General features: G+C 73.7%; 21 protein-coding genes. 8 read left to right on the forward strand and 13 right to left on the reverse strand.

Annotated features, from left to right (window positions below; all coding sequences use genetic code 11):
• Positions 1–18: 18 nt before the first annotated feature.
• The gene (locus HDA43_RS14515; protein WP_246424360.1) at positions 19–1,236 is read right to left on the reverse strand and encodes a nucleotide sugar dehydrogenase; all 1,218 of its coding nucleotides are present in this window, start codon (positions 1,234–1,236) and stop codon (positions 19–21) included.
• Between the two features lie 240 nt (positions 1,237–1,476).
• On the reverse strand, positions 1,477–3,147 hold the full coding sequence (locus HDA43_RS14520; protein WP_179820916.1) for a glycosyltransferase family 4 protein: 1,671 nt from the start codon (positions 3,145–3,147) through the stop codon (positions 1,477–1,479).
• Positions 3,148–3,203: 56 nt separating this feature from the next.
• Here HDA43_RS14520 and wecB point away from each other — a divergent pair, with 56 nt between their 5' ends.
• From wecB to HDA43_RS14540, 4 genes are all read left to right on the forward strand, one after another.
• On the forward strand, positions 3,204–4,373 hold the full coding sequence (gene wecB / locus HDA43_RS14525) for a non-hydrolyzing UDP-N-acetylglucosamine 2-epimerase (protein WP_179820919.1): 1,170 nt from the start codon (positions 3,204–3,206) through the stop codon (positions 4,371–4,373).
• Between the two features lie 164 nt (positions 4,374–4,537).
• Positions 4,538–6,595 (forward strand): glycosyltransferase family protein, encoded by a 2,058-nt coding sequence (locus tag HDA43_RS14530; RefSeq protein ID WP_179820922.1) that lies wholly within the window; start codon positions 4,538–4,540, stop codon positions 6,593–6,595.
• Between the two features lie 370 nt (positions 6,596–6,965).
• Positions 6,966–8,093 (forward strand): epoxide hydrolase family protein, encoded by a 1,128-nt coding sequence (locus HDA43_RS14535; RefSeq protein ID WP_179820925.1) that lies wholly within the window; start codon positions 6,966–6,968, stop codon positions 8,091–8,093.
• A gap of 442 nt (positions 8,094–8,535) precedes the next feature.
• Positions 8,536–10,272 carry a DEAD/DEAH box helicase gene (locus HDA43_RS14540; protein ID WP_179820928.1) on the forward strand — a complete coding sequence of 579 codons (1,737 nt, stop codon included), beginning with the start codon at positions 8,536–8,538 and terminating at the stop codon, positions 10,270–10,272.
• A gap of 51 nt (positions 10,273–10,323) precedes the next feature.
• Here HDA43_RS14540 and HDA43_RS14545 read toward each other — a convergent pair whose 3' ends face one another.
• The 5 genes from HDA43_RS14545 to HDA43_RS14565 form a co-directional block, all read right to left on the reverse strand.
• Positions 10,324–11,817, reverse strand: a complete 1,494-nt coding sequence (locus HDA43_RS14545; protein WP_179820930.1) for a DUF6297 family protein — start codon at positions 11,815–11,817, stop codon at positions 10,324–10,326.
• Positions 11,814–12,545, reverse strand: coding sequence for a heme ABC exporter ATP-binding protein CcmA (gene ccmA, locus HDA43_RS14550; RefSeq protein ID WP_179820932.1), 732 nt, complete (start codon positions 12,543–12,545; stop codon positions 11,814–11,816). Before ccmA ends, HDA43_RS14545 begins: the two co-directional genes overlap by 4 nt.
• Before the next feature lie 160 nt (positions 12,546–12,705).
• Positions 12,706–13,161: a hypothetical protein gene (locus HDA43_RS14555; RefSeq protein WP_246423986.1), complete on the reverse strand. Its 456-nt coding sequence runs from the start codon at positions 13,159–13,161 to the stop codon at positions 12,706–12,708.
• Positions 13,158–13,580, reverse strand: coding sequence for a hypothetical protein (locus tag HDA43_RS34350; protein WP_218911724.1), 423 nt, complete (start codon positions 13,578–13,580; stop codon positions 13,158–13,160). The genes HDA43_RS14555 and HDA43_RS34350 overlap by 4 nt, the downstream gene beginning before the upstream one ends.
• A gap of 234 nt (positions 13,581–13,814) precedes the next feature.
• Entirely contained in the window at positions 13,815–14,654 is an 840-nt protein-coding gene (locus HDA43_RS14565) for an SDR family NAD(P)-dependent oxidoreductase (RefSeq protein WP_179820935.1), read from the reverse strand.
• A gap of 182 nt (positions 14,655–14,836) precedes the next feature.
• Between HDA43_RS14565 and HDA43_RS14570 the strand changes: the two genes are divergently transcribed.
• From HDA43_RS14570 to HDA43_RS14585, 4 genes are all read left to right on the forward strand, one after another.
• A complete protein-coding gene (locus tag HDA43_RS14570; protein ID WP_179820938.1) occupies positions 14,837–17,344 on the forward strand; it encodes a nitrate- and nitrite sensing domain-containing protein in 2,508 nt (835 codons plus the stop codon).
• Positions 17,344–17,751, forward strand: a complete 408-nt coding sequence (locus tag HDA43_RS14575) for a roadblock/LC7 domain-containing protein (protein WP_179820940.1) — start codon at positions 17,344–17,346, stop codon at positions 17,749–17,751. The genes HDA43_RS14570 and HDA43_RS14575 overlap by 1 nt, the downstream gene beginning before the upstream one ends.
• A 190-nt stretch (positions 17,752–17,941) precedes the next feature.
• Positions 17,942–18,289 (forward strand): DUF742 domain-containing protein, encoded by a 348-nt coding sequence (locus HDA43_RS14580; protein ID WP_179820942.1) that lies wholly within the window; start codon positions 17,942–17,944, stop codon positions 18,287–18,289.
• Positions 18,270–18,845, forward strand: a complete 576-nt coding sequence (locus tag HDA43_RS14585; protein ID WP_179820945.1) for a GTP-binding protein — start codon at positions 18,270–18,272, stop codon at positions 18,843–18,845. Before HDA43_RS14580 ends, HDA43_RS14585 begins: the two co-directional genes overlap by 20 nt.
• A gap of 92 nt (positions 18,846–18,937) precedes the next feature.
• On the opposite strand, the gene HDA43_RS14590 is transcribed toward HDA43_RS14585, so the two are convergent.
• The 6 genes from HDA43_RS14590 to xylA form a co-directional block, all read right to left on the reverse strand.
• Complete coding sequence (locus HDA43_RS14590; protein WP_179820947.1) at positions 18,938–19,309, reverse strand: DUF742 domain-containing protein; 372 nt, start codon at positions 19,307–19,309, stop codon at positions 18,938–18,940.
• Complete coding sequence (locus HDA43_RS14595) at positions 19,306–19,692, reverse strand: roadblock/LC7 domain-containing protein (RefSeq protein ID WP_179820950.1); 387 nt, start codon at positions 19,690–19,692, stop codon at positions 19,306–19,308. Before HDA43_RS14595 ends, HDA43_RS14590 begins: the two co-directional genes overlap by 4 nt.
• Before the next feature lie 106 nt (positions 19,693–19,798).
• On the reverse strand, positions 19,799–22,093 hold the full coding sequence (locus HDA43_RS14600; protein WP_179820952.1) for a sensor histidine kinase: 2,295 nt from the start codon (positions 22,091–22,093) through the stop codon (positions 19,799–19,801).
• A 101-nt stretch (positions 22,094–22,194) separates the two neighbouring features.
• Positions 22,195–22,896 (reverse strand): DUF998 domain-containing protein, encoded by a 702-nt coding sequence (locus tag HDA43_RS14605; RefSeq protein ID WP_179820954.1) that lies wholly within the window; start codon positions 22,894–22,896, stop codon positions 22,195–22,197.
• Positions 22,897–23,065: 169 nt separating this feature from the next.
• Complete coding sequence (gene xylB / locus HDA43_RS14610) at positions 23,066–24,481, reverse strand: xylulokinase (RefSeq protein ID WP_179820957.1); 1,416 nt, start codon at positions 24,479–24,481, stop codon at positions 23,066–23,068.
• Positions 24,478–25,641 (reverse strand): xylose isomerase, encoded by a 1,164-nt coding sequence (xylA, locus tag HDA43_RS14615; RefSeq protein ID WP_179820959.1) that lies wholly within the window; start codon positions 25,639–25,641, stop codon positions 24,478–24,480. Before xylA ends, xylB begins: the two co-directional genes overlap by 4 nt.
• Positions 25,642–25,913 lie beyond the last annotated feature (272 nt).

Below are 25,913 nucleotides of genomic sequence, written 5' to 3' on the forward strand. Positions count from 1 at the left end.
TGCGCGCAGCCTCCGCCGTCAGAGTCGCTCGACGCGTTCACCCTCGGCGAGCACGCCGCGGGTGTCGAGCACGAGCCGGCCGTGGTCCTCGATGGTGGCGAGGTCGAAGGCGGCGTGCTGCTGCAGCAGCAGCGTCACGTCGGCCTCGGCGACCGCCCGGGCGAGGTCGTCCTCGCGCGGCACCTCCGTGCCGTCCACCCGCCATTCCCTGACGTGGGGGTCGGCGAAGACCAGATCGGCGCCGAGCTCCAGCAGGGCCCGGGCGACCGGGAGGGCCGGGGTCTCCCGCTCGTCGGCGATGTCGGGCTTGTAGGTGACGCCGAGCAGCAGCACCCTGGCGCCGTTGACCGCCTTCTTGTGCCGGTTGAGCAGCCGCTGCACGCGGGCGACCACGTACGACGGCATCCGCTCGTTGATCTCCTGGGCCAGCTCCACGAACCGGAACGGGTAGCCCAGCTTGCGGACCGTGTAGGACAGGTACGACGGGTCCACCGGGATGCAGTGGCCGCCGACGCCCGGACCGGGCAGGAACTTCTGGAAGCCGAACGGCTTGGTGGCCGCGGCCTCGATGGACTCCCAGAGGTCGATCCCCAGCTCGTCGCAGAAGATCGCCATCTCGTTGACGAGGGCGATGTTGACGTGCCGGTAGGTGTTCTCCAGGAGCTTGGCCATCTCGGCCTCGCGGGTGCCGCTGACCGGCACGACCTGCTCGACGAACTGGGAGTAGAACCCGACCGCGCGGTCGCGGCAGGCGGCCGTGTAGCCGCCGACGACCTTGGGGGTGTTGCGCAGGCCGAACTTGGGGTTGCCCGGGTCGATGCGCTCGGGCGAGAAGGCGAGGTGGAAGTCGGTGCCCGCGGCGAGGCCGGAGGCCTCCAGGATCGGGCGGGCGACCTCGTCGGTGGTGCCGGGCCAGGTGGTGGACTCCAGGACGACCAGGGTGCCGGCGGAGAGGTTGCGGGCGACCGTGGCGGTGGCGCCCTCGACGGCGGACAGGTCGGGGCGGTGGTCCTCGTCCAGCGGGGTGGGCACGCAGATGACGATGGTGCGGCTGGCGGCCAGCACGGACTCGTCGAGGGTGGCGCGGAACCCGCCGGCCAGCATGTGGTCGAGGTCGGCGTCGGTGAGGTCGTCGATGTAGGAGCGGCCCGCGTTCAGGGCGTCGACTTTGGCGGGGTCGACCTCGAAGCCGACGACCCGCAGGCCCGCCGCCGCGGCCTCCTTGGCCAGGGGCATGCCGACATACCCGAGACCGATCACGGCCAGGTCGTAGACGCCCGCGTCATGGGCTTCCTCGGCCACGCCCGCGAGGCTGCCTCGCCCGTCGGCGTGCTCACTTCGCTCGCTCACGGCGCGACCTTGGAATGCCGGAAACAACACTTCATGGTGGCAAAGGCTATCTCAAGTCGGCACGAGGCACGTCTAATGCGACTGAACGCCTCGTAAACGGCTGGTCATACAGCTCATGGTGGGTGGTCATCGGTCGGTGAGGGATCGGTAGATCTCGCGGTAGGTCTCCGCGACCCGGCTCCACGTGCGCTTCGCCGCCACCTCGGCCCGCCCCGCCTCGCCCATCGCGGCCCGCCGTTCGGGGTCCTCGCGCAGCTCGGCGAGCGCGTCGGCGAGCGCCTCGGGGTCGCCCGGCGGGACCAGGAGGCCGGCTCCGTCGGTGCCCACCAGCTCCGACAGCGCGGGCAGGTCGCTCAGCACGACCGGTTTGCCGAGCGCCATCGCCTCGACCGGCTTCAGCGGCGTGACCAGCCGGCAGACCCGCAGGTCCTCGCGGGGGCAGACGAAGATGTCGATGGCCGCCTGGGCCTGCAGCGCCTCGTCCGGGCCGACCCGGCCGGGCAGGATCGCGATGTCCTCAAGACCCAGCTCCTCGACCTGCTCCAGCAACCCGGGCCGGGCGGCGCCGTCGCCGACGAGCAGGACCTTGATCGGGGCGCCCCGGTCGCGCAGCAGCGCGGCGGCGCTGATCATCGTGCCGAAGCCCTCGTAGCCCACGATGCTCGACACCGAGCCCATGATGATCTCGTCGGGCTCGATGCCGTAGGCGGCGCGGAAGGCCGGGCCGTCGTAGGAGGCGGTGAGCAGGGAGTCGTCCACCGCGTTGGGCGCGAGGTAGATCCTCTCCCGCGGCACGCCCCGGTCGACGATCTCGGTGGCCATGGTCTCGGCGAGGGTGACCACGGCGTCGGCCGAGCGCATGATGAACGCCTCGCGCTCACGCTGCAGCACCTGCCGCTGGCTGCCGACCCGCTTGGGGTCGCGCGAGGCCCAGGTCTCCTCCAGGAAGCCGCGGACCTCGTAGACCAGGGGCGTGCCGGTCCGCTCGCGGGCGGCCAGCGCCACCGAGCCGTTGCGGTGGTCGGTCGCGGCGTGCAGCACCTGCGGGCGCAGCGTCCTGACCAGCTCGGTCACCTCGCCGGCGCCGCGGATCATCCGGCCGTGGCTCTCGAACGGCACCTCGCCGCTGGGCAGCAGCCGGTGGTAGGGGATCCCGTCGATCTCCTCGTACGGCTCGGCGTCGGCGTGGCCCTGCATCATCGGCCAGCCCCAGCTCGTCACGACGTGCGGGTCGAGCCCGGCGGCCTTCTGCGCGGTGACGATGCGGTGGGTCCGCACGGTGTAGCCCGCCTGGGTGTACGGCAGGGCGTTGGTGACGCAGTGCAGCACCCGCCCCTGGACGCGCTCGCCCACGATCACCTTGGGCTTGGGCGGGATCGGGTTCGGCTGGATGGCGGCCAGCTCACCCGCGTAGTACGTCGCCCGGCGGTTGATGAAGGGGTACTTGGTGTACGGCTGCAGCACCGCGACGGCGTCGGTCATCCGGCCGGCGTCGAAGTGCTCCTTGGCGTCGTTCCAGGGGCCCTTGAGCACCCGCATGCCGAGCTTGCGGAACACGAACCTCGCCCGGCGCGCGGCGGGCCAGGCGACCCGGCCCACGACGGGGCGCAGCTTCGGCGGGAGGGTCTCCGCGGCGGCCTGGGCCACCCTGACCGGGTCGGACTTGACCTTGGCCGCGACGACGCGGGACACGATCACGGGGTGCTGGGCGAACCCCTTCAGCAGCCCGCCGAGACCGGCTCGGGCCGTCCTCGCGGATACCTTGGGGGACTCTGGCCTGCTGGCGTCGGATACCACGCCGTGACCGTACCATAGGCAACGTTTGACCTACTCCCGGATGAAAGGCGAGGTCAGTGAGGGACTACGCCCCCACGGAGACGGCTCCGGCCCCCGAGGACCCGCTCGTCCTGCACGTGCTCGGCGCGCGGCCCAACTTCGTCAAGGCCGCCCCGGTCGTGCGGGCGCTCACGGAGGTGGGGGTGCGCCAGGGCATCGTCCACACCGGCCAGCACTACGACGCCCTGATGTCGGACGTGTTCTTCGCCGACCTCGGCCTGCCCGAGCCGATCGCCAACCTCGGCGTCGGGTCCGGCTCGCACGCCCGCCAGACGGCGGCCCTGCTGACCGGCCTGGAGGAGGTGGTGCTGGAGCACCGCCCGGCGCTGGTCGTCGTCTACGGCGACGTGAACTCCACGCTCGCGGCGATCCTCGTCTGCGCCAAGCTGCAGGTCCCGACCGCGCACGTCGAGGCGGGCCTGCGCTCCTTCGACCGGGGGATGCCCGAGGAGGTCAACCGGGTCGTCACCGACGCGCTGTCCGACATCCTCTTCGCCACCTCGTCCGACGCGCTCTCCCACCTGGCGAACGAGGGCGTGGACCCCGCCCGGGTGCACCTCGTCGGCAACCCGATGATCGACAGCCTGTTCTCCGCGCTGGACCGGCTCGACCCGGCCCCGGTCCGGGCGCGCCTCGGGCTCGGCGAGCGGTACGCCGTGGCGACCCTGCACCGCCCGGCCAACGTCGACGACCCGGCCGCGGCCAAGGAGCTGGTCGACGCCGTGCTGGCGGTGAGCGAGCGGCTGCCGGTCGTGGTGCCGCTGCACCCGCGCGGCCGGACCCGCCTGGCCGAGGCCGGTCTGGTGGACGGCGAGCGGCTGTCCATCGTCGACCCGCTCGGCTACGTCGACTTCCTGTCGCTGGTGCGCGGGGCGGCCCTGGTCGTCACCGACTCCGGCGGCGTGCAGGAGGAGACCACCATGCTCGGTGTGCCCTGCCTGACCGTGCGGCCCAACACCGAGCGGCCCGTCACCGTCACCCACGGCACCAACCGCCTGGTCACCCCGGCGGGGCTGCCCGCCGCCGCGGACCGGGCCCTGGCCGGCGGCGCCGCGACGCCGTCGGGCGAGCTGCCGCCGCTCTGGGACGGCAAGGCCGGTCCCCGGATCGCCCGGGTGATCGAGGCGTGGCTCGGCGGCCGGAACCTCTCCCCGGCGGCGCAGAACGAGCCGCGCGACGCGCTGTGACGGGCGGCACGCCGTGACGGGCGCGGGCTGTGCCAACGGCGCGAGCCGTACCGTACGGCGTGCCGTGACGGGCGGGCCGTACTCCGCGAACCTCCGCAAAACGCCCATTTGATCACGGCGTAAGCCGTACGCTGGCACGACCCCGGACGAAGGCGACCGACCCCATGAGTGAGCAGACCCCCGAAGAGCCGAAGTACCAGCGTCTCGGACCGGTCAACTGGCTGCCCGAGGAGCGCAAGGTCATCGAGCGCTACGAGGAGCGCGTCCAGGACCTGGAGCGGCGGCTGGCCATCGCCGAGGCCCGCGCCGAGTACGCCCAGTGGAAGCTGGAGTCGACCAAGGTCCAGCGTCCCTACCGGGTGGCCGAGGCGCTGACCGGGGCCCGCGGGGCCGGGGTGGTGAACCTGCCGGGCAAGTTGCGCGGCGCGATGCGGCCCGGCCGCGCGCCCAAGGCGCCCCGGCCGGTGTCGGAGGTGATCGATGAGGTCTCCAACCGGGGGCCCGTCGTGGACGTGCCGCAGGTGAAGTGGCCGTCCGGCCCGGTGAACCGGCCCGACCTGAAGGTCGCGGTCATCCTCGACGACTTCTCCCGCATGGCGTTCAAGTACGAGTGGGACCAGATCGAGTTCGGGCTGCGCGACTGGCCGGAGATCTTCGCCGAGCGGCGGCCGGACATCCTGTTCGCCGAGTCGGCCTGGCACGGCAACCAGGGCCGATGGCGCTACCAGATGACCGGGACGAACGCCCCCAAGCCGGAGCTGCGCGCGCTGATCGAGTGGTGCCGCGCCGAGGGGATCCCGACGGTCTTCTGGAACAAGGAGGACCCGCCGAACTTCGACTTCTTCATCGACACGGCCAAGCTGTTCGACTACGTCTTCACCTGCGACGGCGACATGGTGCCGCGCTACCGCGAGGTGCTCGGGCACGACCGGGTGGACGTCCTGCAGTTCGCGGCCCAGCCCCGGGTGCACAACCCGATCCAGGAGAAGCAGGGCCGCATCCACGACGTGGTCTTCGCGGGCATGTACTTCCGCGACAAGCACCCCGAGCGCCGCGAGCAGATGGAGACGGTCCTCGACCCGATCCGCGAGCTGGGCCTGCACATCTTCGCCCGCAACGGCACGGTGGACGAGAAGTACGCCTGGCCGGAGAAGTACGTCCCGCACATCGTGGGCGAGCTGCCCTACGACCGGATGCTGGCCGCGTACAAGATGTACAAGGTCTTCCTCAACGTGAACTCGGTGCTGCACTCGCCGACCATGTGCGCCCGGCGGGTCTTCGAGCTGTCGGCCTGCTCCACCCCGGTGGTCTCCGGCTGGTCCCGGGCCATCGAGGAGACCTTCGGCGATCTCGTCCCCATCGCCCACGACGAGCTGGAGTCCTACAACAACGTCCTGCACCTGATCAACAGCCCCGAGCTGCGCGCCCGCCGGGGGCACCTGGCCATGCGCGAGGTCTTCGACAAGCACCTGTTCACCCACCGGGTGGACCAGATCCTGGGCTTCCTCGGCCGGCCGGTGCGGCCCCGGACGCGGTCCGTCTCGGTGGTGCTGCCGACCAACCGGGCCTCGCAGCTCGAACACGCCATCTCCTCGGTGGCCCGGCAGATCCACAACCCGGTCCAGCTCGTCATGGTGCTGCACGGCCTGGACATCGACCCGGTCGTGGTCGCCGACAAGGCCCGCGTGGCGGGGGTCTCCGACGTCGTGGTGCTGGCCGCCGACGCGTCGATGTCGCTGGGCGCCTGCATGAACATGGGCATCGCCGCGGCCGAGGGCGAGCTGATCGCCAAGATGGACGACGACAACCTGTACGGCGAGCACTACCTGTCGGACCTCGTCCGCGCCTTCGACTACTCCGACGCCGAACTGGTCGGCAAGGGCGCGCACTACGCCTACTTCGAGTCCACCAACACCACGATGCTGCGCATGCCGGGCCTGGAGCACCGCTACGCCTGGCTGGTGCAGGGCGGCACCTTCCTCGGCAAGGCCGAGATGTTCCGCCACTACGGCTTCGAGGACGTCACCCGGGGCGAGGACACCCGCCTGGTCAAGCGGCTGAAGGAGGACCGGGTCAAGATCTACTCCACCGACCGGTTCAACTTCGTCTACTGGCGCAGCGGTGACCCGACGATGCACACCTGGCAGCCCGACGACCACAAGCTCACCCGCGGCGCCCAGTTCTCCTTCGTCGGCCGCCCCGACGACCACGTGATGATCTGACCCGGAACCGCCCGGACACCGCGGCCGCGGCCCGAGCCCCTGCGTCGAATCCCGCCCATGGCACTCCCGCGTGGGCGGGACCCGACGCAGGGGTTTTCCTTTCGGGGAACCGGCCGGGGCGCTGCCAACGCCCGGCCTCGGAGCCTCGGACGAGGCCGCGCTCCGCCGTACGGGAGGCCCTGGGGACGCACTGAGAGCGCCGGGGCGCCGGGGGCGCCGGGAGGCGCGTCGCCGCGCCCGCGGTTCCATGTCCACCGGGTCGGCTCGCTCCGGCATTTTTGTGGAATAGAGCATTCCGTTCTGATATAGTTGGAACAGAACGACCCGCTCCGCAGGGTGGGTCGGTGAACCGCGAGAGAGGCACGCCGGCATGACGAGCACCGAGATCCGCCGCTTCCACATCGACGTTCCGCAGGCCGACCTCGACGACCTCCGCGACCGGCTCCGCCGCACCCGCTGGAGCGGCGAGATCCCCGGCGCCGGCTGGAGCCGCGGCGTGCCGGTGGACTACCTGAAGGGGCTCGCCGACCACTGGGCGAACGGCTACGACTGGCGCGCCGCCGAGGCGAAACTGAACGAGCTCCCGCAGTTCACCACCGAGGTGGACGGCCAGACGATCCACTTCGCCCACGTCCGGTCGGACGACGCCGACGCACTCCCGCTGCTGCTCCTGCACGACTGGCCGGGCTCGTTCACCCAGTTCACCGAGGTCGTCGAGCCCCTGTCCAAGGAGTTCCACCTCGTCATCGCCTCGACCCCGGGCGTCGGCTTCGGCGGGCCGCTCACCGCCCCCGGCTGGAACACCGGGAAGATCGCGAGCGCGTTCGTCGAGGTGATGGACCGCCTCGGTTACGACCGCTACGGCGTGCAGGGCGGCGGCGGGGGCGCCTGGATCGCCGCCGAGATGGGCCGCCAGGTCCCCGGGCGCGTCGTCGGGATCCACCTGAACGGGCTGGTCACCTTCCCCTCCGACGACCCCGCCGACTTCGCCGGCCTGACCGGGGACGAGCAGGAGCGCCTGGCCCGGCTGCAGAACTTCCGCGACGACATGATGGGCTTCAACGTCATCCAGTCCACCCGCCCGCAGACCCTCGCGTACGGCCTGCACGACTCCCCCGTCGGGCAGCTCGCCTGGATCACCGAGAAGTTCAAGGAGTGGACGGACGCGGCGGCCGAGCTGCCCGAGGACGCCGTCGGCCGCGACAACCTGCTGACGAACGTCAGCGTCTACTGGTTCACCGGCACCGCCGGCTCCTCGGCGAACCTCTACTACGAGATGGCCCACGACCCGGCCGCCTGGGCTCCCAAGGAGCGCGGCACCGTCCCCACCGCCATCGCGCTCGCCCGCACCACCGACATCACGGTCCGCCGGTTCGCCGAGCGCGACCACAACGTCACCCGGTGGACCGAGTTCGAGCGCGGCGGCAACTTCCTGTCCCTGGAGCAGCCGGAGCTGCTGGCCGGCGACGTCCGGGAGTTCTTCTCCGCTCTGCGCTGACCGCACGGCGAACGCCCCGGTGCCCGGCCCTTCCCGGCCGGACGCCGGGGCGTCGGCGTTTCGGGCCTCATCGGGACACCCGCCCCGGACGAACGCACGGGGAGGTCAACTAGGCTGGGACCACCGATCCGGAGTTCGCCGCGGATGTCGTCTGTTCGACGTTCGTCCGGCGCGCGGCCGGGCATGTCATGGGACACGCACCCTGGCCCGCCCGTCACCACCGGATCGGCGGCGCCGGTCCCTTGAGGTGGGACCGGCCGACGGGTCCACCGGCGTTCGCGCCCGGCCGCTCACGACGGCCGCCGTCCGGGGAGGCGCGCCGTGACGGACCGGTGAAACCGGCGGTCCGGGGGCGCCCCGAAGACGGAGCATGCGGTCACGGGGTGGAACTTGTCGTCACCGTGAGCCCTGCGCGTCCGTCCAGGAGTGAGGAAACCCGAGCATGACCACCCCGAATACCACCCCCGCGCCCGACGCGGCCATGTCCGACGGCATCGCGTCCGGTTTCGCCGAGCTGGATCTGAGGCCCGAGATCCTGCGCGCGCTCTCCGGCCTGGGCTACGAGGAGCCCACGCCGATCCAGCGGGAGGCGATCCCGCCGCTGCTGGAGGGCCGCGACCTGCTCGGCCAGGCCGCGACGGGCACGGGCAAGACGGCGGCCTTCGCGCTCCCGGTGCTCCAGCGCCTCGGCACCGCGGCCGAGAGGGAGGACCCGACGGCGCTGGTGCTGGTGCCCACCCGGGAGCTGGCCGTACAGGTGTCGGAGGCGTTCCACCACTACGGCCGCGAGCTGGGCGCGCAGGTCCTGCCGATCTACGGCGGGCAGCCGATCGGGCGGCAGCTCCGCGCGCTGGACCGCGGGGTCGACGTCGTGATCGCCACGCCCGGACGCGCGCTCGACCACATCGGCCGCGGCACGCTCCGGCTGTCGAACCTGCGCATGGTCGTGCTGGACGAGGCCGACGAGATGCTCGACATGGGCTTCGCCGAGGACATCGAGGCGATCCTCCAGGAGACCCCCGAGAACCGCCAGACGGTGCTCTTCTCCGCCACGATGCCGCCGCGCATCAACGGCATCGCCCGTCGTCATCTGCAGGACCCGGTCCGGATCGAGATCGGGCGGGAGGCGCCCGCGCCGGGCGAGTCGCCGCTGGTGCGGCAGACCGCCTACGTGGTGCCCCGGGCGCACAAGCCCGCGGCGCTCGGCCGCCTGCTGGACGTGGAGTCGCCCACCGCCGCGATCGTCTTCTGCCGCACCCGCGACGAGGTGGACCAGCTCACCGAGACCCTGAACGGCCGCGGCTACCGCGCAGAGGCCCTGCACGGCGGGATGGGCCAGGAGCAGCGCGACCGCGTCATGGGACGGCTGCGCAGCGGCACGGCCGACCTGCTGGTGGCGACCGACGTGGCCGCGCGCGGCCTCGACATCGAGCAGCTCACCCACGTGGTGAACTACGACGTGCCCTCCGCGCCCGAGGCGTACGTGCACCGGATCGGGCGGGTCGGCCGGGCCGGCCGCGAGGGCGTGGCCATCACCCTGGCCGAGCCGCGCGAGCACCGGATGCTCAAGACCATCGAGCGGGTGACCAAGCGCCGGATCCCGGTCGAGAAGGTGCCGACCGTGGCGGACCTGCGCGCCCGGCAGCTGGAGATGACGCGCGCCGCGCTGCACGAGAGCCTGCTGGAGGACGACTTCGACCGCTTCCGCGTCGTGGTCGAGACCCTCACCGACGAGTTCGACATCATGGAGGTGGCGCTCGCCGCGGTGAAGCTGGCCCACGAGGCCAGCGGGGCCGCCGCCGACGAGGAGGAGATCCCCGAGGTCACCCTGCGGCCCGCCGAGGGCCGGGGCCGCCGCGACGGCATGGGCCGGGACGGCGGGCGGGACGGTGGCCGGGACGGCGGTCGCGAGCCGCGGCGCGGGCCGCGGACCGCCGCGGGCGGGATGACCCGTCTGTTCGTCGGCGCCGGGCGCAGCGCCGGCGTCCGGCCCCAGGACCTGGTCGGCGCGATCGCCGGCGAGACGGGCCTCAGCGGCCGGGACATCGGGGCGATCGAGATCTTCGACCGCTTCTCCCTGGTGGAGGTCCCGGACCCGGCGGCCGAGCAGGTGATCGCGGGTCTGCGGGGAAGCACCATCAAGGGCCGCCGGGCGACGGTCCGCCGCGAGCGCTACTAGGCTCCGGTGCGCTCCCCGGCCTTCGGTCCGGGGAGCGCGGCCGCCCGCTCCTCAGCCGCCGCGGCGCGCGCAGAGCAGGTAGGCGGCCAGGGCCGCCGCGCCGGTCAGCGCCTGCGCCACCAGGAACGCGCCCGGCCCGGCGGAGCCGCCGGTCAGCGCCAGCGCCAGGGGCAGGCACCCGGCCACGGCCAGGTCGGCGCCGGTCAGGCCCCACATCACCGGTCCCGTGGGGACCGCGCCGCCGCCGGTGTCGATCACCGGCATCGAGTGGTCGACCGGCCGCCTGCGGGCCATCCGCAGCGCGGCCGCGGCCAGGGCGGGCGCCGCCGCCACGCCCAGGAGCAACCACGGGCCCGCCGGGAGCGCGCCCGCCAGCGTCAGCCCGCCCAGGGCCACGGCCAGCCAGGCCGCGCCCAGCAGCGCCGGGAGCAGCGCCCTGGCCGCCAGGACCGAGCGGAACCCCGCGCCGAGGAGCCGGGCGAGGGCGGGGTCGTCGCCGTCGCGGCGCGCACCGGAGACGCCGGACGCCGCGGCGGCCAGCCCGCCGGCGAGCACCGCCGCCGCGGTCAGCGGGGTGAGCCCGCCGGACGCCCGCGCGACCAGGGCCGGCAGTACGGCGACGCCGAACAGTACGGCGAGCCGTCCCGGCCGCCGGGCGAGCCTGCGCCAGTCGTGCCACGCCGTCGCCAGCGGGGCGGGCAGTGACGGCCACGGCCGGGACCGCAGGCGGCGCCCGCGCCAGTGGGCCTCCTCGGCGATCTCGGCCAGCACGCTGGGGTCCAGACCGGTCGCCGCCCGCGTCACGTGTCCGGTCCGGGTGGAGGCCCCGAGCATGGCCCTCGCGGGCATCGCCGCCGTCGCCGCGCGGGCCCGCCGTACGAGCAGCGCGGCCACGGCGGCGGATACCGCGGCGAGGGCCGCGCCGTACGCCGGGGGAGCGGAGGAGGCGGCGAGCAGCCACCGCCCCGCGCCGCCGAGCAGCGCGACCGCCGCGGCGGCGACCACCGTCACGGCGACGGCGGCCTGCAGCCATGAGTCCCACGTCTGCGACGCCTGGGCCGTGACGGCCGCGGCCATGCCCGCCGCGCTCGCCGTGAGACCGAGCGCCACCGCCACGGCCAGCCGTACCACCGTCTGGTCGGGCGCCCCGAGCACGGCGAGCGCGACCACCCCCAGCGTGATCCCGACCGGCACGCAGACCAGCGCGAGGATCCGCGTCGTCCGCCCCAGCAGGGCCCGCCGGTCCAGCGGGGACAGCAGCAGCCAGGAGGCGTCCGGGGCGGGCAGGGCGACGGGACCGGCGGCGCGGGCCAGGGCGAGGAGCCCGGCGTAGGCCAGCAGGACCAGGGCGATCCCGGCCGCCGCCCGCGACGGGTCGCGCGGGTCGCCGAACGCGGCCAGCGCGGAGGAGAGGGGCTCGGCGAGGACGGCGATGATCATCACCAGCCCGAACCCGGCAACGTAGCGGTCCGACCAGCTCATCCGTCCGCGCCGGGGACGGGCGAGCGCGCGCACGGCCCGGACCGCGGCGGCGCCCTCGCTCATCGGGCACTCCTCGTCGCGCGGCCGCCCGCCGTACCGGCGTTACGGCGGGCGGCCCGGCGTCCGGGTTTCCCGCGGCCGGCCGAGCCGGTCGCCGGGCCGTCCGCCGGGGCGTCGGTCAGCTCGACGCGGCGGGCTCCGGCGGCCTCGGCGAGCCCGGGGTCGTGGGTGGCCGCGACCACCGTCCGCCCCTCGGCCGCGTAGCCGGCCAGGAGGGCCGCCAGGCGCTCGCGGAAGTCGGCGTCGAGCCCGCGCTCCGGCTCGTCGAGCAGCAGCAGCCGGCTCGGCCGGAGCAGCGCCGCGGCGAGGGAGAGCCGCTGACGCTGGCCGGTGGACAGGTTCTGCGGCACCGCGTCGGCGCGGTCACGCAGGCCGAAGGTCTCCAGCGCCTCCCCGGCGTCCATCCGCGGGGCGGGATGGACCGCGCGCACCAACTCCAGGTGCTCCCGCACGGTCAGGCCGGGGTACCACGCCGGTTCGTCGGCGACCAGCACCACATCGCGCCAGAACGCCGGGGTGTCGCGGGGCGGGCCACCGAGGACGGTGATCTCCCCCTCGTCGGGGGACTGCAGGCCGGCCAGGCAGCGCAGCAGGGTCGATTTGCCCACGCCGTTCGGCCCCGTCACGGCGACGATCTCCCCCGCCGCGGCCGTCAGCCCGATGCCGCGCAGGACCGGATTCCCGCCGAGGCCCACCCGCAGGCCGCGGAGCATGATGATCGTTTCAGTCACCGTTCGACCCTAGCCAGGGACGGGGTACGGCGCGCTCCGGCCGATGGGCGCCTCGGTCTGCGCGGTGGACGCACGCCAGGGTGGGACGGGCGGCACGGCCTCGGCTCGTACGGGCGCCGACCCCGGCCTCGGCCCCGCGGCCCGGACGGAGGGCTCGGACTCAGTCCCCGCGGCCCGGACGGCGGACGAGGGTGGCCAGCAGGAGGACGACGGCGGTCTGGGCGAGCGCGCCCGAGGCGAAGGGCGGCGCGGGCCCCACCGTCTTGCTCACGGCGTACCACCAGCGGGTGAGCGGCGGAATGCTCTCCCAGGTCGCGGCGTACCGCTGGTCGAGGAAACCCGCGTCGTAGTCGGCCGTGACGTGGAGGTAGACGCCGAGCGCCGCCACCACCAGCACGACCACCGAGAGCACCTGGACCACGGCGACCGCCCACCGGGAGTCGCGGAGGGCGGCGATCACCGCTCCCGCAGCCAGGAGGACCAGCGCTCCCCAGGGAGGGAGCTGGTTCCACGCCTGCCAGTGCCGCTCGGCGGCGAGTTCGGCGCCGGTGCCGAGGACGCTCACCGCGACCAGGGCGAGGAGGCCGGGGCGCAGCCAGGCGGAGCGGTCGTTCAAGGCTGGAGCACTGAGATGATCTTGTCGATCGTGTCCTGGCCGGGGTTGTACTTGGCCAGTTCCTCGCGGAGCTTCGTGAGGCTGCGGTCGTCGGCGGGGTACGGCCGGTACTCCACGACCTCCTTCGCCCACCGTTCGGCGTTGGGCACCCCGGCGTCCCGGAGCGCGGTGGCGATCTGGCTCTCACTGGCGGTGTTCGCCGACACCTTGGCGAGCTGCGAGGTCGGGGCACCGCCGGGCGCCCCGCCGGGGGCGGAGGGGCCGCCGGGCGGGGAGGTGGCCGCGGGGGAGTTCGTGCCGCTGCCGGTCGTGGCGGGGGCGGAGGCGGTGGGACCGCCCGGCTGCCCCCCGCCGCACCCCACGAGGGTGACCAGGGCGGCGAGCGCCACCGTGACCCAGGTCGTTCTTCCGATCCTCATGCGAAGCCCCCCGCGCCTCATGTGAAGTCCCCGTGCGATGCCGGTGCCGTGTCAATCGTGAGATTGCCGGTGCCGGATCCGGAGAATCTTCGCGAAGCGCCAAGAGCGTCTGAGGAAGTGGTCATCCGCCCAGGCCGACCGGGTGCCGGGGTGCGTGCCGGGCCGGCCGGCCGGAACCGCCTCGCGCCACCCGAAACCGTCCGGGACCGCGCCGGGCCCCGGTGTCCCCGGCGGCTAGTCCAGGCCCACGGCGGCGGCGCTGGCGTCCCAGAGGGCGCGGGCCAGCTCCGGGTCGCTCATCCCCCGGGGGACGGCGGCGGGGGCGCGGTCGGCGAAGTAGCGGCCCGGGTGGTCGGCGCCGTCCGGGTGGGTGGCGAGGTGGACCATCGTGCTCGCGCCCTCCTCCGCCGTCTGCCCCATGCCCGGGATGTGCTTCACCATCCACATCAGGAACGTCCCCGGGGCGAACCCCGTCCTGATCACGCCGGGGTGGAAGCAGGTGGCGCTCACCCCGGTCCCCGCCAGCCGCCGGGCCAGCTCCACGGTGAACAGCGCGTTGGCCTGCTTGGAGTCGCCGTACTGCAGCCAGCCGCTCCACTTCCGCCGCTCGCGGTCGAGGTCGGCGGGGTCCAGGCGGCCCGACTTGCCCGCCCGGGACGAGGTGGTGATCACCCGGCCGGCCACCCGGTCCAGCAGCAGGTTCGTCAGCAGGAAGGGCGACAGGTGGTTGACCTGCATCATCGTCTCGTGACCGTCGCGGGTGAGCCTCCGCTGCGTGGTCATCACGCCCGCGTTGTTGATCAGAACGTCGATGCGCGGGTAGCGTGAGCGCAGCTCCGCCGCGAGCGCCCGCACGTCGTCGAACGACGCGTAGTCGCACGTCAGCGTGTCCGGCGCGGCGCCGGAGCCGGCATCCGGGCCGGAGGCGGCGGTCGCCTCGGCCACCCGGCCGGCCACCTCGGCCAGCCGTCCGGCGTCGCGGCCGACCAGGACGAGCCGGTGGCCGCGGCGGGCCAGTTCCACCGCGGCGGCCGCGCCGATTCCGGCACTGGCCCCGGTAATCACACTAATCATCAGATCCTCCACTGCGCCGAAACCTTAATCGGTGCTAGTCTCCTGTGCGATCTTCCGGAGGCGCATTCCATCCCCAAGCCGGTCACGAGCCTCCACATACTCACAGGTTGGGACGAGTGGGCATGGGCTCTGGAAACCGATCCATTCGGTTCAGGATCGTCTTACTGCTGCTCCTGCCCCTGGTGTCGCTCAGCGCGCTGTGGGGGTTCGCCCTCAACCTGACCGTCGGCGACGGCACCGCCCTCCTGAGGTCCTACGACCTCTACCAGGGCGTCGGCGTGAGCTCCACCGAGCTGGGGCTCCAGATCCAGGCCGAGCGGACCCAGTCCTCGGTGGCGATCAGCTCCCGGGCCGTCACCGGCGTGACGGGCGAGCAGCGTGGCCGCACCGACCGGGCCGTGACGAGTTTCCGGGACGCGGTCCACGCCGCCGACCCCGGCGGCCCCGAGATGAGCGCCGCGCTCGACGGCGTGCTCCGGCAGCTCGACCGGCTCCACGGCATCCGCGCCGGCATCGACGGCGGGCGGCGGGACCGGCTGGACGCCCTGACGCAGTACAACCAGATCCTGGACTCGATCTTCCTGCTGTACGACCAGCTCGTCGCCGTCCCGGAAGTCGGCATCTTCCGGCAGGCCGTCGCCCTGCAGTCGATGGGCAACGCCCGGGAGATGATCGCCCGGGAGAACGCCCTGATCAGCGGCGCGCTGATCGACGAACGGCTGTCCCGCCAGGAGCGGGAGGTCTTCGGTGAGTACGCCGCCACCCGCCGGTTCCTGCACTCGCGCGGCCTGGCGGCCCTGGACGGCGAGCTGGCCGGGCCGTACCGCGACGTCTTCGGATCCGCGGCCTTCAAGAAGTTCACCGAGCTGGAGACGGCCGTCATCACGGCCCCCGACGACCTGCTCCCCGCCGAGCTGGGCGCCTGGAAGACGACCGTCGACGGCCTGTCGACCTCGCTCGACCGGCTCGGCGCCTCCGCCTCCACCGTGCTGTCCGACCGCTCCGAGTCGGTGGCCACGGGCATTCTGACCCGGATCGCGATCGCCGGCGGCGTCGGCCTGCTCGCGGTGGTCGCCTCCATCGTCATCTCGGTCCGCTTCGGCCGCCGGCTGTCCGGCGAGCTGGCCGGGCTGCGGTCGGCCGCGCTCGACCTGGCGGACGTGCGGCTCCCGCGTCTCGTGGAGCGGCTGCGGCTCGGTGAGAAGGTGGACGTGCGCGCCGAGGCCCCGGCGATGGAGATCGCCGGCGGCTCGGCCGAGGTCCGCGACGTGGCCCACGCGTTCGACTCGGTACGGCGCACCGCCGTCGAGGCCGCCGTCGGCCAGGCCGACCTGCGCCGCGGCGTCAGCCAGGTCTTCGTGAACCTCGCCCGCCGCAAGCAGGGGCTGCTGCACCGCCAGCTCACCCTGCTGGACGGCATGCAGCGCCGGACGAACGACCCCGACGCCCTTGAGGGCCTGTTCCGGCTGGACCACCTGACCACCCGCATGAGGCGGCACGCCGAGAGCCTGATCATCCTGTCCGGCGCCGCGCCGGGCCGGGCCTGGCGCAACCCGGTGCCGGTGCTCGACGTCGTCCGGGCCGCCCTGGCCGAGGTCGAGGACTACCGGCGGGTCAAGGTGGCGCCGATGCCCGCCGCCGCGGTCGACGGGGCCGCGGTGGCCGACCTCACGCACCTGCTCGCCGAGCTGATCGAGAACGCCACGGTGTACTCGCCGCCGCAGACCTCGGTGACCGTGCGCGGCGACGTGGTGGCCAACGGGTTCACCGTCGAGGTGGAGGACCGCGGCCTGGGGCTCAGCGCCACGGAGTACGCGATGATCAACGAGCGGCTGGCCACCCCGCCGGAGTTCGACCTGGCCGACAGCGACCGGCTCGGCCTGTTCGTGGTGGGCCAGCTCGCCGCCAGGCACGGCGTCCAGGTCACTCTGCGCAGCTCGCCGTTCGGCGGCACCACGGCCATCGTGCTCATCCCCCGGGCGGTGCTCGCCGAGACCGGCCCGCCGCTCGCCCCCGCCGTCCCGCGACGGCCCGAGGCGCCCGCGGGCGACGCCCCCCGAGCCGTCGCGCCGTCCCCGCTCACCGCGGCGGGCGGCACCCGCCAGAACGGCGGCCGTCCGAACGGCTCGCGGTCGAACGGAGGCCGTCAGAACGGCGGCCTGCCCCGGCGGACGAGGACGACGCCCAAGCCCGGCGGCGCCCCCGGTGACGTTCCGGCCGGGCGACCGCCCCTCGCCGCGCCGACGCTCACCGTGGTGCCCGGGCCGTCGTCACCGGAGACGGCTCCCGGGAAGGACCGCGACACGGCCCCCGACGAGGCTTCCGGGAAGAACCGTGAGGCGGTCCGGCAGGCCGGCGAGGAGCACGCGGGGCGGGCCACCGGCGTGGCGGCCCCCGACAAGGCCGCCACCGCGGGGAACGCCGTGGAGAGCACCGCGGAGACCACCGGCCCCCGGGATCTGCCCCGCCGGGTCCGGCAGGCCAGCCTCGTGCCGCAGCTCCGGCAGGAGGCGACGGCTCCGGCCGGGCAGGCGCCCGCCGCGCCGGAGCCCGAACCGGACCCGCCCGCCGAAGGCCGCTCGCCCGACGAGGTGCGGGCCCTGTTCTCCGCCTTCCAGGCGGGCACACGACGGGCACGCGAGGAGAACGAAGACTTGGCACACCACACGACAGCCGACAAGAGGGACTGATGACCGGGAAGTTCACCAACACCGGCGAGTTGAACTGGCTCCTCGACGATCTGACGAGCCGGGTGGCCGCGGTGCGCCAAGCTGTGATCCTGTCCACCGACGGCCTGGCGGTGGGCTCCTCCAAGGGCCTCAGCCGGGAGGACGCCGAGCACCTGTCGGCGGTCGCCGCCGGGTTCCAGAGCCTGGCGCGCGGGGCCGGCCGCCACTTCGGCGGGGGCGAGGTGCGCCAGACCATCGTGGAGATGGAGTCGGCGTTCCTGTTCGTCACCGCCGCCGGGCAGGGCACGTGCCTCGCCGTGCTGAGCAACTCCGACGCCGACGTCGGCCACATCGCCTACGAGATGGCGATGCTGGTCAAGCGGGTCGGCCCGCACATCTCCACGCTCCCGCGCCAAGGCCTCTCATGAGCGAGCGGGACACCGGGCGCGGCGTGCCGGGCGGTCGTCCCGCGACCCGCCTCCCGCGCGGCCGCCGCGCGGCACGCGCGCCGTACGGCCGGCCGGTGACCCGCGGTCCGTACGGCCGCCACGCGGTCGGTACGGCGTACGGCCTGTCCGCCGCCCACGCGCCGTACGGGGGCGGAGGGGAGCGGCCGTCATGACGCGGTGGATGGACGAGGAGGCCGGGCCCGTGGTCCGGCCGTACGCGCTGATCGGCGGCCGGACCCGGTCGTCCGGTGACGCGCTGGACCTGGTCTCGATGATCACCGCCACGGGGACGGTCCCGCCCGGCGGGTTCGTCCCCGGCCCCGAGCAGGAACGGATCCTCTCCCTGGTCGCCACGGCGACCTCGGTCGCCGACATCGCCTCCGACCTGGACCTGCCCCTCGGCGTGGTCCGTGTCCTCCTCGGCGACCTGCACGACCACAAGCTGATCTCGATAGGGCGCGCCTCGGCGAGCGAGCGCATTCTCAAGGAAGTGATCAATGGACTTCGAGCCCTCTGACGAACCAGTCGCGCTCAAGATCCTCATCGCGGGCGGCTTCGGGGTGGGCAAGACGACGCTGGTCGGCTCGATCAGCGAGATCCGGCCGCTCCGGACCGAGGAGGTGCTCTCCGACCGCGGCATCGGCATCGACGACGTCGAGGGCGTGGAGGGCAAGCACACCACCACGGTCGCGATGGACTTCGGCCGCATCACGATCCGGGAGGGCCTGGTCGTGTACCTGTTCGGCACCCCCGGGCAGGAGCGGTTCTGGTTCATGTGGGACGAGCTGTCCTACGGCGCGCTGGGCGCGGTGGTGCTCGCCGACACCCGGCGGCTGACCGACTGCTTCCCCTCGATCGACTACTTCGAGCAGCGGGGCACGCCGTTCATCGTGGCGGTCAACTGCTTCGACGGCGCCGAGCGGTACGAGGCCGACGAGGTGCGTTCCGCACTGGACCTCGACGAGGACGTGCCGGTGCTGCTGTGCGACGTACGGCGCCGCGCCTCGGCCAAGACGGTCCTGGTGACGCTCGTCGAGCACTCCCTGAAGGTGCTGACGGCCGGCCAGCACTGACCGGCCCGCCGGCACGGACGAACTCGTGGCCCGCACTCCCGTCGCGGGCCACCGCGTTCCTCCCGCCGTCCCCCACCACGGCGGAAACGGGCTCAGAGCGCCCGGAGGCCGTTGATCACTTCCTGCAGGAGGCTCTCCACGGGCGGCGTGGCGGCCGGGACCGGTGACCGCACCAGGATGAGCCCCTGGTCCAGCAGGTCGCCCAGCAGCACCTTGACGACTCCCATCGGCAGCCCGGCCTCCGAGGCGACCTCCGCGATGGGCCTGGTCCGGCGGACCAGGTCCAGCAGCCGCCGGTGCTCCGATCCCAGGTGGACGGCGGTGGCGGCCGCCGCGCCGGTCGCCACCACCATCGACAGCACGTCGAACGATGACGAGGAGGCGCGCGTGCGCCCGCCGGTCAGCGCGTAGGGGCGGACGACCGGACCGGCCTCCTCGTCCACCCACTCGACGTCGTCGCTCATTGCCCCGCCCGGGGGGTGGTGGCCATGTGCTGGCCGACCCGGGTCACCAGGCGGGCCATCTCGTAGGCGATCAGGCCCACGTCGGCGGCGCCGGTGGTCATGACCGCCAGGCAACTGCCCTGGCCGGCCGAGGTGACGAAGAGGAACGCCGAGTCCATCTCCACCATCGTCTGCCGGACGGCTCCTCCGCCGAACTGCAGGCTGGTCCCCTTGGCCAGACTCTGGAACCCGGAGGCCACCGCCGACAGGTGGTCGGCGTCCTCCTTGCTCAGCCCGCGTGACGAGGCCATCATCAGCCCGTCGTTGGACAGGATCAGCGCGTGCGAGACGTCCGCCACGCTCGTGACGAAGTCATCCAGAAGCCAATACAGCTCACCCGGCACGTGGTAAAACCCCTTCCCCTGTGATGATCGCGCTCGTTCGCGTGTCTACGCCGGCCGCGGGCCGGTCTCCCGTTCGGTGCTCCTCATCACCGTCCTCGGCCCGGCCTCAGTGCTCCTCACCGCCGTCCTCGGCCCGGCCGCGCCGCCAGCCGGCCTGGAGCGAGCTGAGCACCGCCCGCGCCTCCTCGGGCGACCGTTCCTCGGCCTGCCCGGCCGCGTCCGGATCATGCGACGGCCGCGGCGGGCTCGCCTGGCGGATCCGGCGGGGCAGGCCGTTCGGTCGCGACGCGGCCCCGGTCTGCCCGGTGGGCTCTCCGGTCCCGGCGAGCCGTACGATCCCGGCCGTCCCGGCGAACCCGGCGCCTCCGGCCGGCTCCGCGCTCCCGGCCGTGGCTCCGGCGGGCTCCGGCACTGTGGCCCCGGCGGCCCCGGCGGCCCCGGCGGGCCGTACGATCCCGGTGGGCTCGCCGCCGGTCCCGGACGGTCCGGGGATCTCCCGCGGCGCCTGCCCGTCCGTCTCCGGCGCTCCCAGCAGCGACTCGGGGACCAGCACGACGACCCCGGTCCCGCCGTACGGCGAGGGCCGCACCGTCACCTTCGCCCCGTACCGCGCGGCCAGCATGCCGACCACCGCGAAGCCCAGCCGGTCGGTCTCGGCCGGATCGAACTCCGGCGGGCTGGCCAGCCGCTCGTTGACGGCGGCGCGCTTCTCCGGGGTCATGCCGAGGCCGCGGTCCTCGACCTCGACCGTGAAGCCGTGACCGGCGAACTCGCCCCGGACCGACACCTCGCCCCCCGGCGGTGAGAAGGCCGTGGCGTTCTCGATGATCTCGGCGAACAGGTGCATCATGTCCGCCACCGCGTCACCGGCCAGGGTGGCGCCGGGCATGGGGTAGATCCGTACCCGGGCGTAGTCCTCGACCTGGGCGGCGGCGCCGCGCAGCATGTCCTCGATCAGGACGGGCGAGCGCCACTTGCGGCCCGCGGCCCCGCCGGAGAGGATCACCAGGCCCTCGGCGTGGCGGCGCATGCGGGTGGTCAGGTGGTCGAGCCGGAACAGGTTCTCCAGCGCCTCGGGGTCCTCGGCCTGTTTCTGCATGCCGTCGAGAAGCTTGAGCTGGCGCTGCAGCAGCGACTGGCTGCGCCGGGCGAGGCTGCGGAAGGACTGCGCGACGGCCTCGCGCAGCCTGGCCTGCTCCACGGCGGCGTCCACGGCGCGGTGCTGGACGCTGTCGAAGGCGGCGGCGACGTCGTGGACCTCGGTGGTGCTGCCCAGCGGCTCCAGCGGGGGCGCCTCGGCGGCCACGTCCACCGGCTCGCCCCGGCGCAGCTTCTCCATGACGCGCGGCAGCCGCACCTCCGCGAGGTCGGCGGCGGCGCGCCGGACCCCGGCGAGTTCGCGGGTGAGGTTGCGGCCGATCCGGAAGGAGACCAGCAGCGAGGCGATGACCGCGACGAGGCCGAGCACGCCGGCGGTCCCGGCCTTGGCGAAGGTCGTGAGGGCCGCCGGCGCCGTCCGGTCGACGAGCCCGAGCGCGGCCGCCGACGTCCCCCTCCGGTAGGTGATCTCCAGCCGGCCGGTGGTGGCCCGCCAGTCGGTTTCGGCGACCACGCCGCCGGACAGCAGGCGGTCCTCCATCTCGGTGAGGTCCCGCACCTGCCGTGACGACGGGACCAGGCCGGTGAACAGGGCGCGCATCTCGGTGTCGAGCTGCGACATGCCCTCCTCCATGAGGAAGGCCCGCTTGGTGGCGAACTGGCCGAACAACCGCAGCTCGGCCGGTGTCAGGCGGCGGCCCGTGGCCAGCGCGTCCGCGGCGAGCGCTCGCTCGTGAGAGAAGAAGGCCATCGAGTAGCCGACCGTGTTGACGCCGCGCATCTGCCGGGACAGGGCCTCGTCGTCGGTGATGGCCGCGATGTCGATGAACCGGTAGAACGCGTCGGACACCGGGCCGAACTCCCTGACGAGCCCGGCGGGCTCGATCCGTCCGCCGTCCACCTTGGCCCGCACCGCGTCGAGCGCGTCGACCGCGGCGGTCAGGTCGGCGAACCGAGCCTTGGACGTCGGGCCCAGGCCCGCCAGGTCCAGCCCGCGCCGCGCCCCGTCACGCAGCCGGGACCGTTCCCGGTCGGTGATGGCGCGCTGAGCGTCGAGGGACCTGCGGGCGTCCGCGGAGCGGACGGCGAGATACTCGGCCGACAGGACGGTCTCGCGCTCCACGGCGTGGCTCACCTCGTTGGCGGGCGCGATGACGGTGTCGTAGAGGTCGTCGGCCTCCAGCAGGCTCATCGAGTCGCCGACGGTGACCGTCGCCGCGAATCCCCAGAGGGCCACCAGTGAGGTCAGAGGGATCGCCAGCAGAGCAGAGATCTTGAACCGGATGGACCTGCTCGATGCCATGTCACCTCAACGGTTCGGTCTCGGAGCGCGAGAGCGAGAACCTCCGGACGATCTTCAGATCGCCGACGAGGATAGCATCGGACAGGAGAAATATTCTTGTCCTATTTGTGACCTGTCAGGAAATAGTCATGTTCCGGGACAAGTCCCCCAAGAAGCACCTGGCCCGCGCGCGACGTGCGGGCGGCGTCCGGAGCCCAGGCCAGCCACGCCAGCCGTACGGCGAGCACCCCGAGCAACGCGACCTCGGTGACCAGCAGCGCCCGCTCGGCCAGGCCGATCAGCACCCGGTCGCCCGGGAGCGCCACGTAGGTGAGGGCCAGCAGCCCGAACCCGCCGGCCAGGGTCAGCCACTCCACCGGCCTGGCCACCACCCGCCACCGCTCGTCCCGGCCCAGCCCCGGAGCCATCAGCGCGCCCGCCGCGGGCAGCGCCAGGAAGGCCGCGATGGAGACGTAGCGGTGCACCTGGGCCCCGAGATCCATCGCCAGGCCCGGGGCGACCGTCGGCACGACCGCGATCACGACCAGCGCCGTGCTCCAGGCCAGCATCAGCCGCTCGGCCGCCGCGCCGATCGGGGCCCGGACCGCCCGCAGCCCCGCCACCAGCGCGAGGGACGCGACACCCAGGCACGCCATGGCGAACTCGGTGGCCCCGCCGCGGTCGAGCACGGCGTACTCGCTGATCGTCAGGTTGAGCGGATCCAGCTGCGGATCCGGGTCGATCTGACCGGCGATCGCGGCCACGATCGCCGCCGCCGTACCGGCGCAGGCGATCAGGGGGTAGAGCCTCTTCGACACGAGCATGGACCCAGACTGTCCCGCGGACCCGGTTCCACACATCCGGCGGCGTCCCTGATCCGACCCTGAGCGATCCCCGAGATCCCGCCCCGCGGAGCGGGGTCCCGGGGACCGGCGGCCCGGGGCCGCGCCGCGGCCCCGGGCCGGCCCGCGGGTTCCCGCCCCGGGCCGCCGCTCAGGCCGTGTCGCGGCCTCCGGTGTACCGGGCGCGGGCCTCGGCGTAGCGGGCCCTGATCTCCGGCACCGCGTCGGCCTCGAAGCTCCGGGAGCCGGCCCGGTCCCAGACCGGGGGCTCGTCCCCGCCCGCGACCAGCCAGGCGGCCTGCCGCGCCGCGCCGTCGGCGACGTACTCTCCCGGCTCCGGGACGACCACCGGCCGCCCGAAGACCGCCGGGGCGATCCGCCGCACCGCCTCCGACCGCGCCCCGCCGCCGATGAGCAGTACCCTGGCCGGCTCCAGCCCGAGGGCGTCGAAGGCGTCGGCCAGGTGGCAGAGCATGCCCTCCACCGCGGCCCTGGCCAGGTGGGCGGGGGTGGAGGTGGCCAGGGTCAGGCCGTGCAGCGTCCCGGTGGCCTCGGGCAGGTTCGGCGTCCGCTCCCCCTCCAGGTACGGCACGCAGACCAGGCCGCCCGCCCCGGGCGGAGCCTGCAGCGCGAGCCGGTCGAGGTCGGCGGGACCGACCCCGAGCAGCCGGGCGGCGGCGTCGAGGACCCGGGCCGCGTTGAGCGTGCACACCAGCGGCAGGAACCGCCCGGTCGCGTCGGCGAACCCGGCCACCGCGCCGGTCGGGTCGGCGCTCGGGCGCTCGGCCACCGCGAACGCCGTGCCGGACGTCCCGATCGACACCACCACGTCGCCGGGTCCCGCGCCCACCCCGAGGGCGGCGGCCATGTTGTCGCCGGTCCCGGGGGCCAGCCGTACCGGTCCGGACGCCCCGGGCGGGCCCGGGGCCCGCAGTTCGCCGGCCTCCTCGCGGGGGCCGAGCACGCGCGGCAGGCCGGGCACGGCGCCGAACGCCACCTTGAGCAGGTCGGTGCGGTAGGAGCCGGTGGCGGGCGAGAAGTAGCCGGTGCCGGAGGCGTCGCCCCGGTCGGTGACGGGCTCGCCGTCCCCGCCGCCCAGCCGCCAGGTCAGCCAGTCGTGCGGCAGGCACACCCGCGCCGTACGGCGGGCCGCCTCCGGCTCGTGGACCGCCAGCCAGCGGAGCTTGGCCACCGTGAACGACGCGACCGGCACGCTGCCGACCGCCTCGGCCCACCGCTCCGGCCCGCCCAGCTCCTCGACCAGGTCGCGGGCGGCGTCGGCCGAGCGGGTGTCGTTCCACAGCAGCGCGTCCCGCACGACCCGCCCGGACTCGTCCAGGCAGACCATGCCGTGCTGCTGGGCGGCGACGCTCACCGCGGCGACGTCGTCGAACCCGCCGGCCTGGGCGATCGCCTCCTGGAGCGCGGCCCACCAGGCGGCCGGGGCGACCTCGGTGCCGTCGGGGTGGGCCGCGCGGCCCTGGCGGACCAGGGCCCCGGTCTCGGCGTCCCTGATGACCACCTTGCAGCTCTGGGTCGAGGAGTCGACCCCGGCCACGAGTGTCATGCCCGGTCGCCCCCGCGGACCCCGAGGAGGTGGTCCATGGCGAGCTGGTTGAGGCGGGAGAAGTGGAAGCCGCGCGCCGCCGCCGCCTCGACGTCGAACTCGTCGTCCGCCAGGTCTGCCAGGGTCTCGCCGGGGGTCAGCGTGGGCTCGGACAGCTCGGCGACCCTGCTCGCGGCGAGCGCCTCGGCGACCTCGGGGTCGGCGCGGAACGCCCGGGACTTCTCCTTCAGGATCAGGTACATCCGCATGTTGGAGGCGGCCGACACCCACACGTCCTCGGGGTCGTCGGTGCGGACCGGCTTGTAGTCGAAGTGCCGGGGGCCGTCGTAGCCGCCGTTCTCCAGCAGGTCCACCAGGAAGAACGCGTTCTTCACGTCGCCGTGGCCGAAGACCAGGTCCTGGTCGAAACGGGGACCGTGCTGGCCGTTGAGGTCGATGTGGAACAGCTTGCCGTGCCACAGGGCTTGCGCGATGCCGTGGGCGAAGTTGAGCCCGGCCATCTCCTCGTGCCCCACCTCGGGGTTGAGGCCGACCCGCTCGGGGTGCTCCAGCTCGTTGATGAACGCCAGCGCGTGGCCGATCGTCGGCAGCAGGATGTCGCCGCGCGGCTCGTTCGGCTTGGGCTCGATGGCGAACCTGAGGTCGTAACCCTTCTCGATCACGTAGGAGGTCAGCAGGTCGACGCCCTCCTTGTAGCGGCTGAGCGCGGCCCTGATGTCCTTGGCGGCCCCGGACTCGGCGCCCTCGCGCCCGCCCCAGAAGACGTAGGTCGTGGCGCCCAGCTCGGCTGCCAGGTCGAGGTTGCGCATCACCTTGCGCAGGGCGTGACGGCGGACGTCGCGGTCGTTGCTGGTGAACGCGCCGTCCTTGAAAACGGGGTGGGTGAACAGGTTCGTGGTGGCCATCGGGACCTTCATCCCGGTCTCCGACAGCGCCTTCCTGAAGGCCGCGATCGCCCGCTCGCGGTCGGACTCGACGGCCAGCAGGTCGTCGTCGTGGAAGGTGACGCCGTACGCGCCGAGCTCCGCCAGGCGGTGGACGGTCTCGACCGGGTCCAGCGGGGGGCGGCTGGCGTCCCCGAACTGGTCACGGGCCTGCCAGCCCACGGTCCACAGCCCGAAGGTGAAGCGGTCCTCCGGCCTGGGGGTGTAGTCGCTCATCGCGCCCTCCTATTTAATCCACATTATGGACTTAATATGGTCCGGCAGGGTGGGATCGTCAAGAGGTGGGGGGTTCCATGGGTTCCATCAGACCTGGCGAGGGGACTGCCGGGTTCACCCGGTGGGAGAATCGCTTCATTGATATGGTTCCTGTGTTCAGAACGGGCAGGGCTTGTCCGTCGCCCACCTCGGCCGAGGAAAGCGAGAAGCCGCTCTCTTCAGGGAGCGGAGGAGTCACGACGACGGGTTCCGGGACGCCGGCTTCCGAGACG

The organism is Streptosporangium sandarakinum, assembly GCF_013409935.1.
In the GTDB taxonomy this organism is placed as follows: domain Bacteria; phylum Actinomycetota; class Actinomycetes; order Streptosporangiales; family Streptosporangiaceae; genus Streptosporangium; species Streptosporangium nondiastaticum.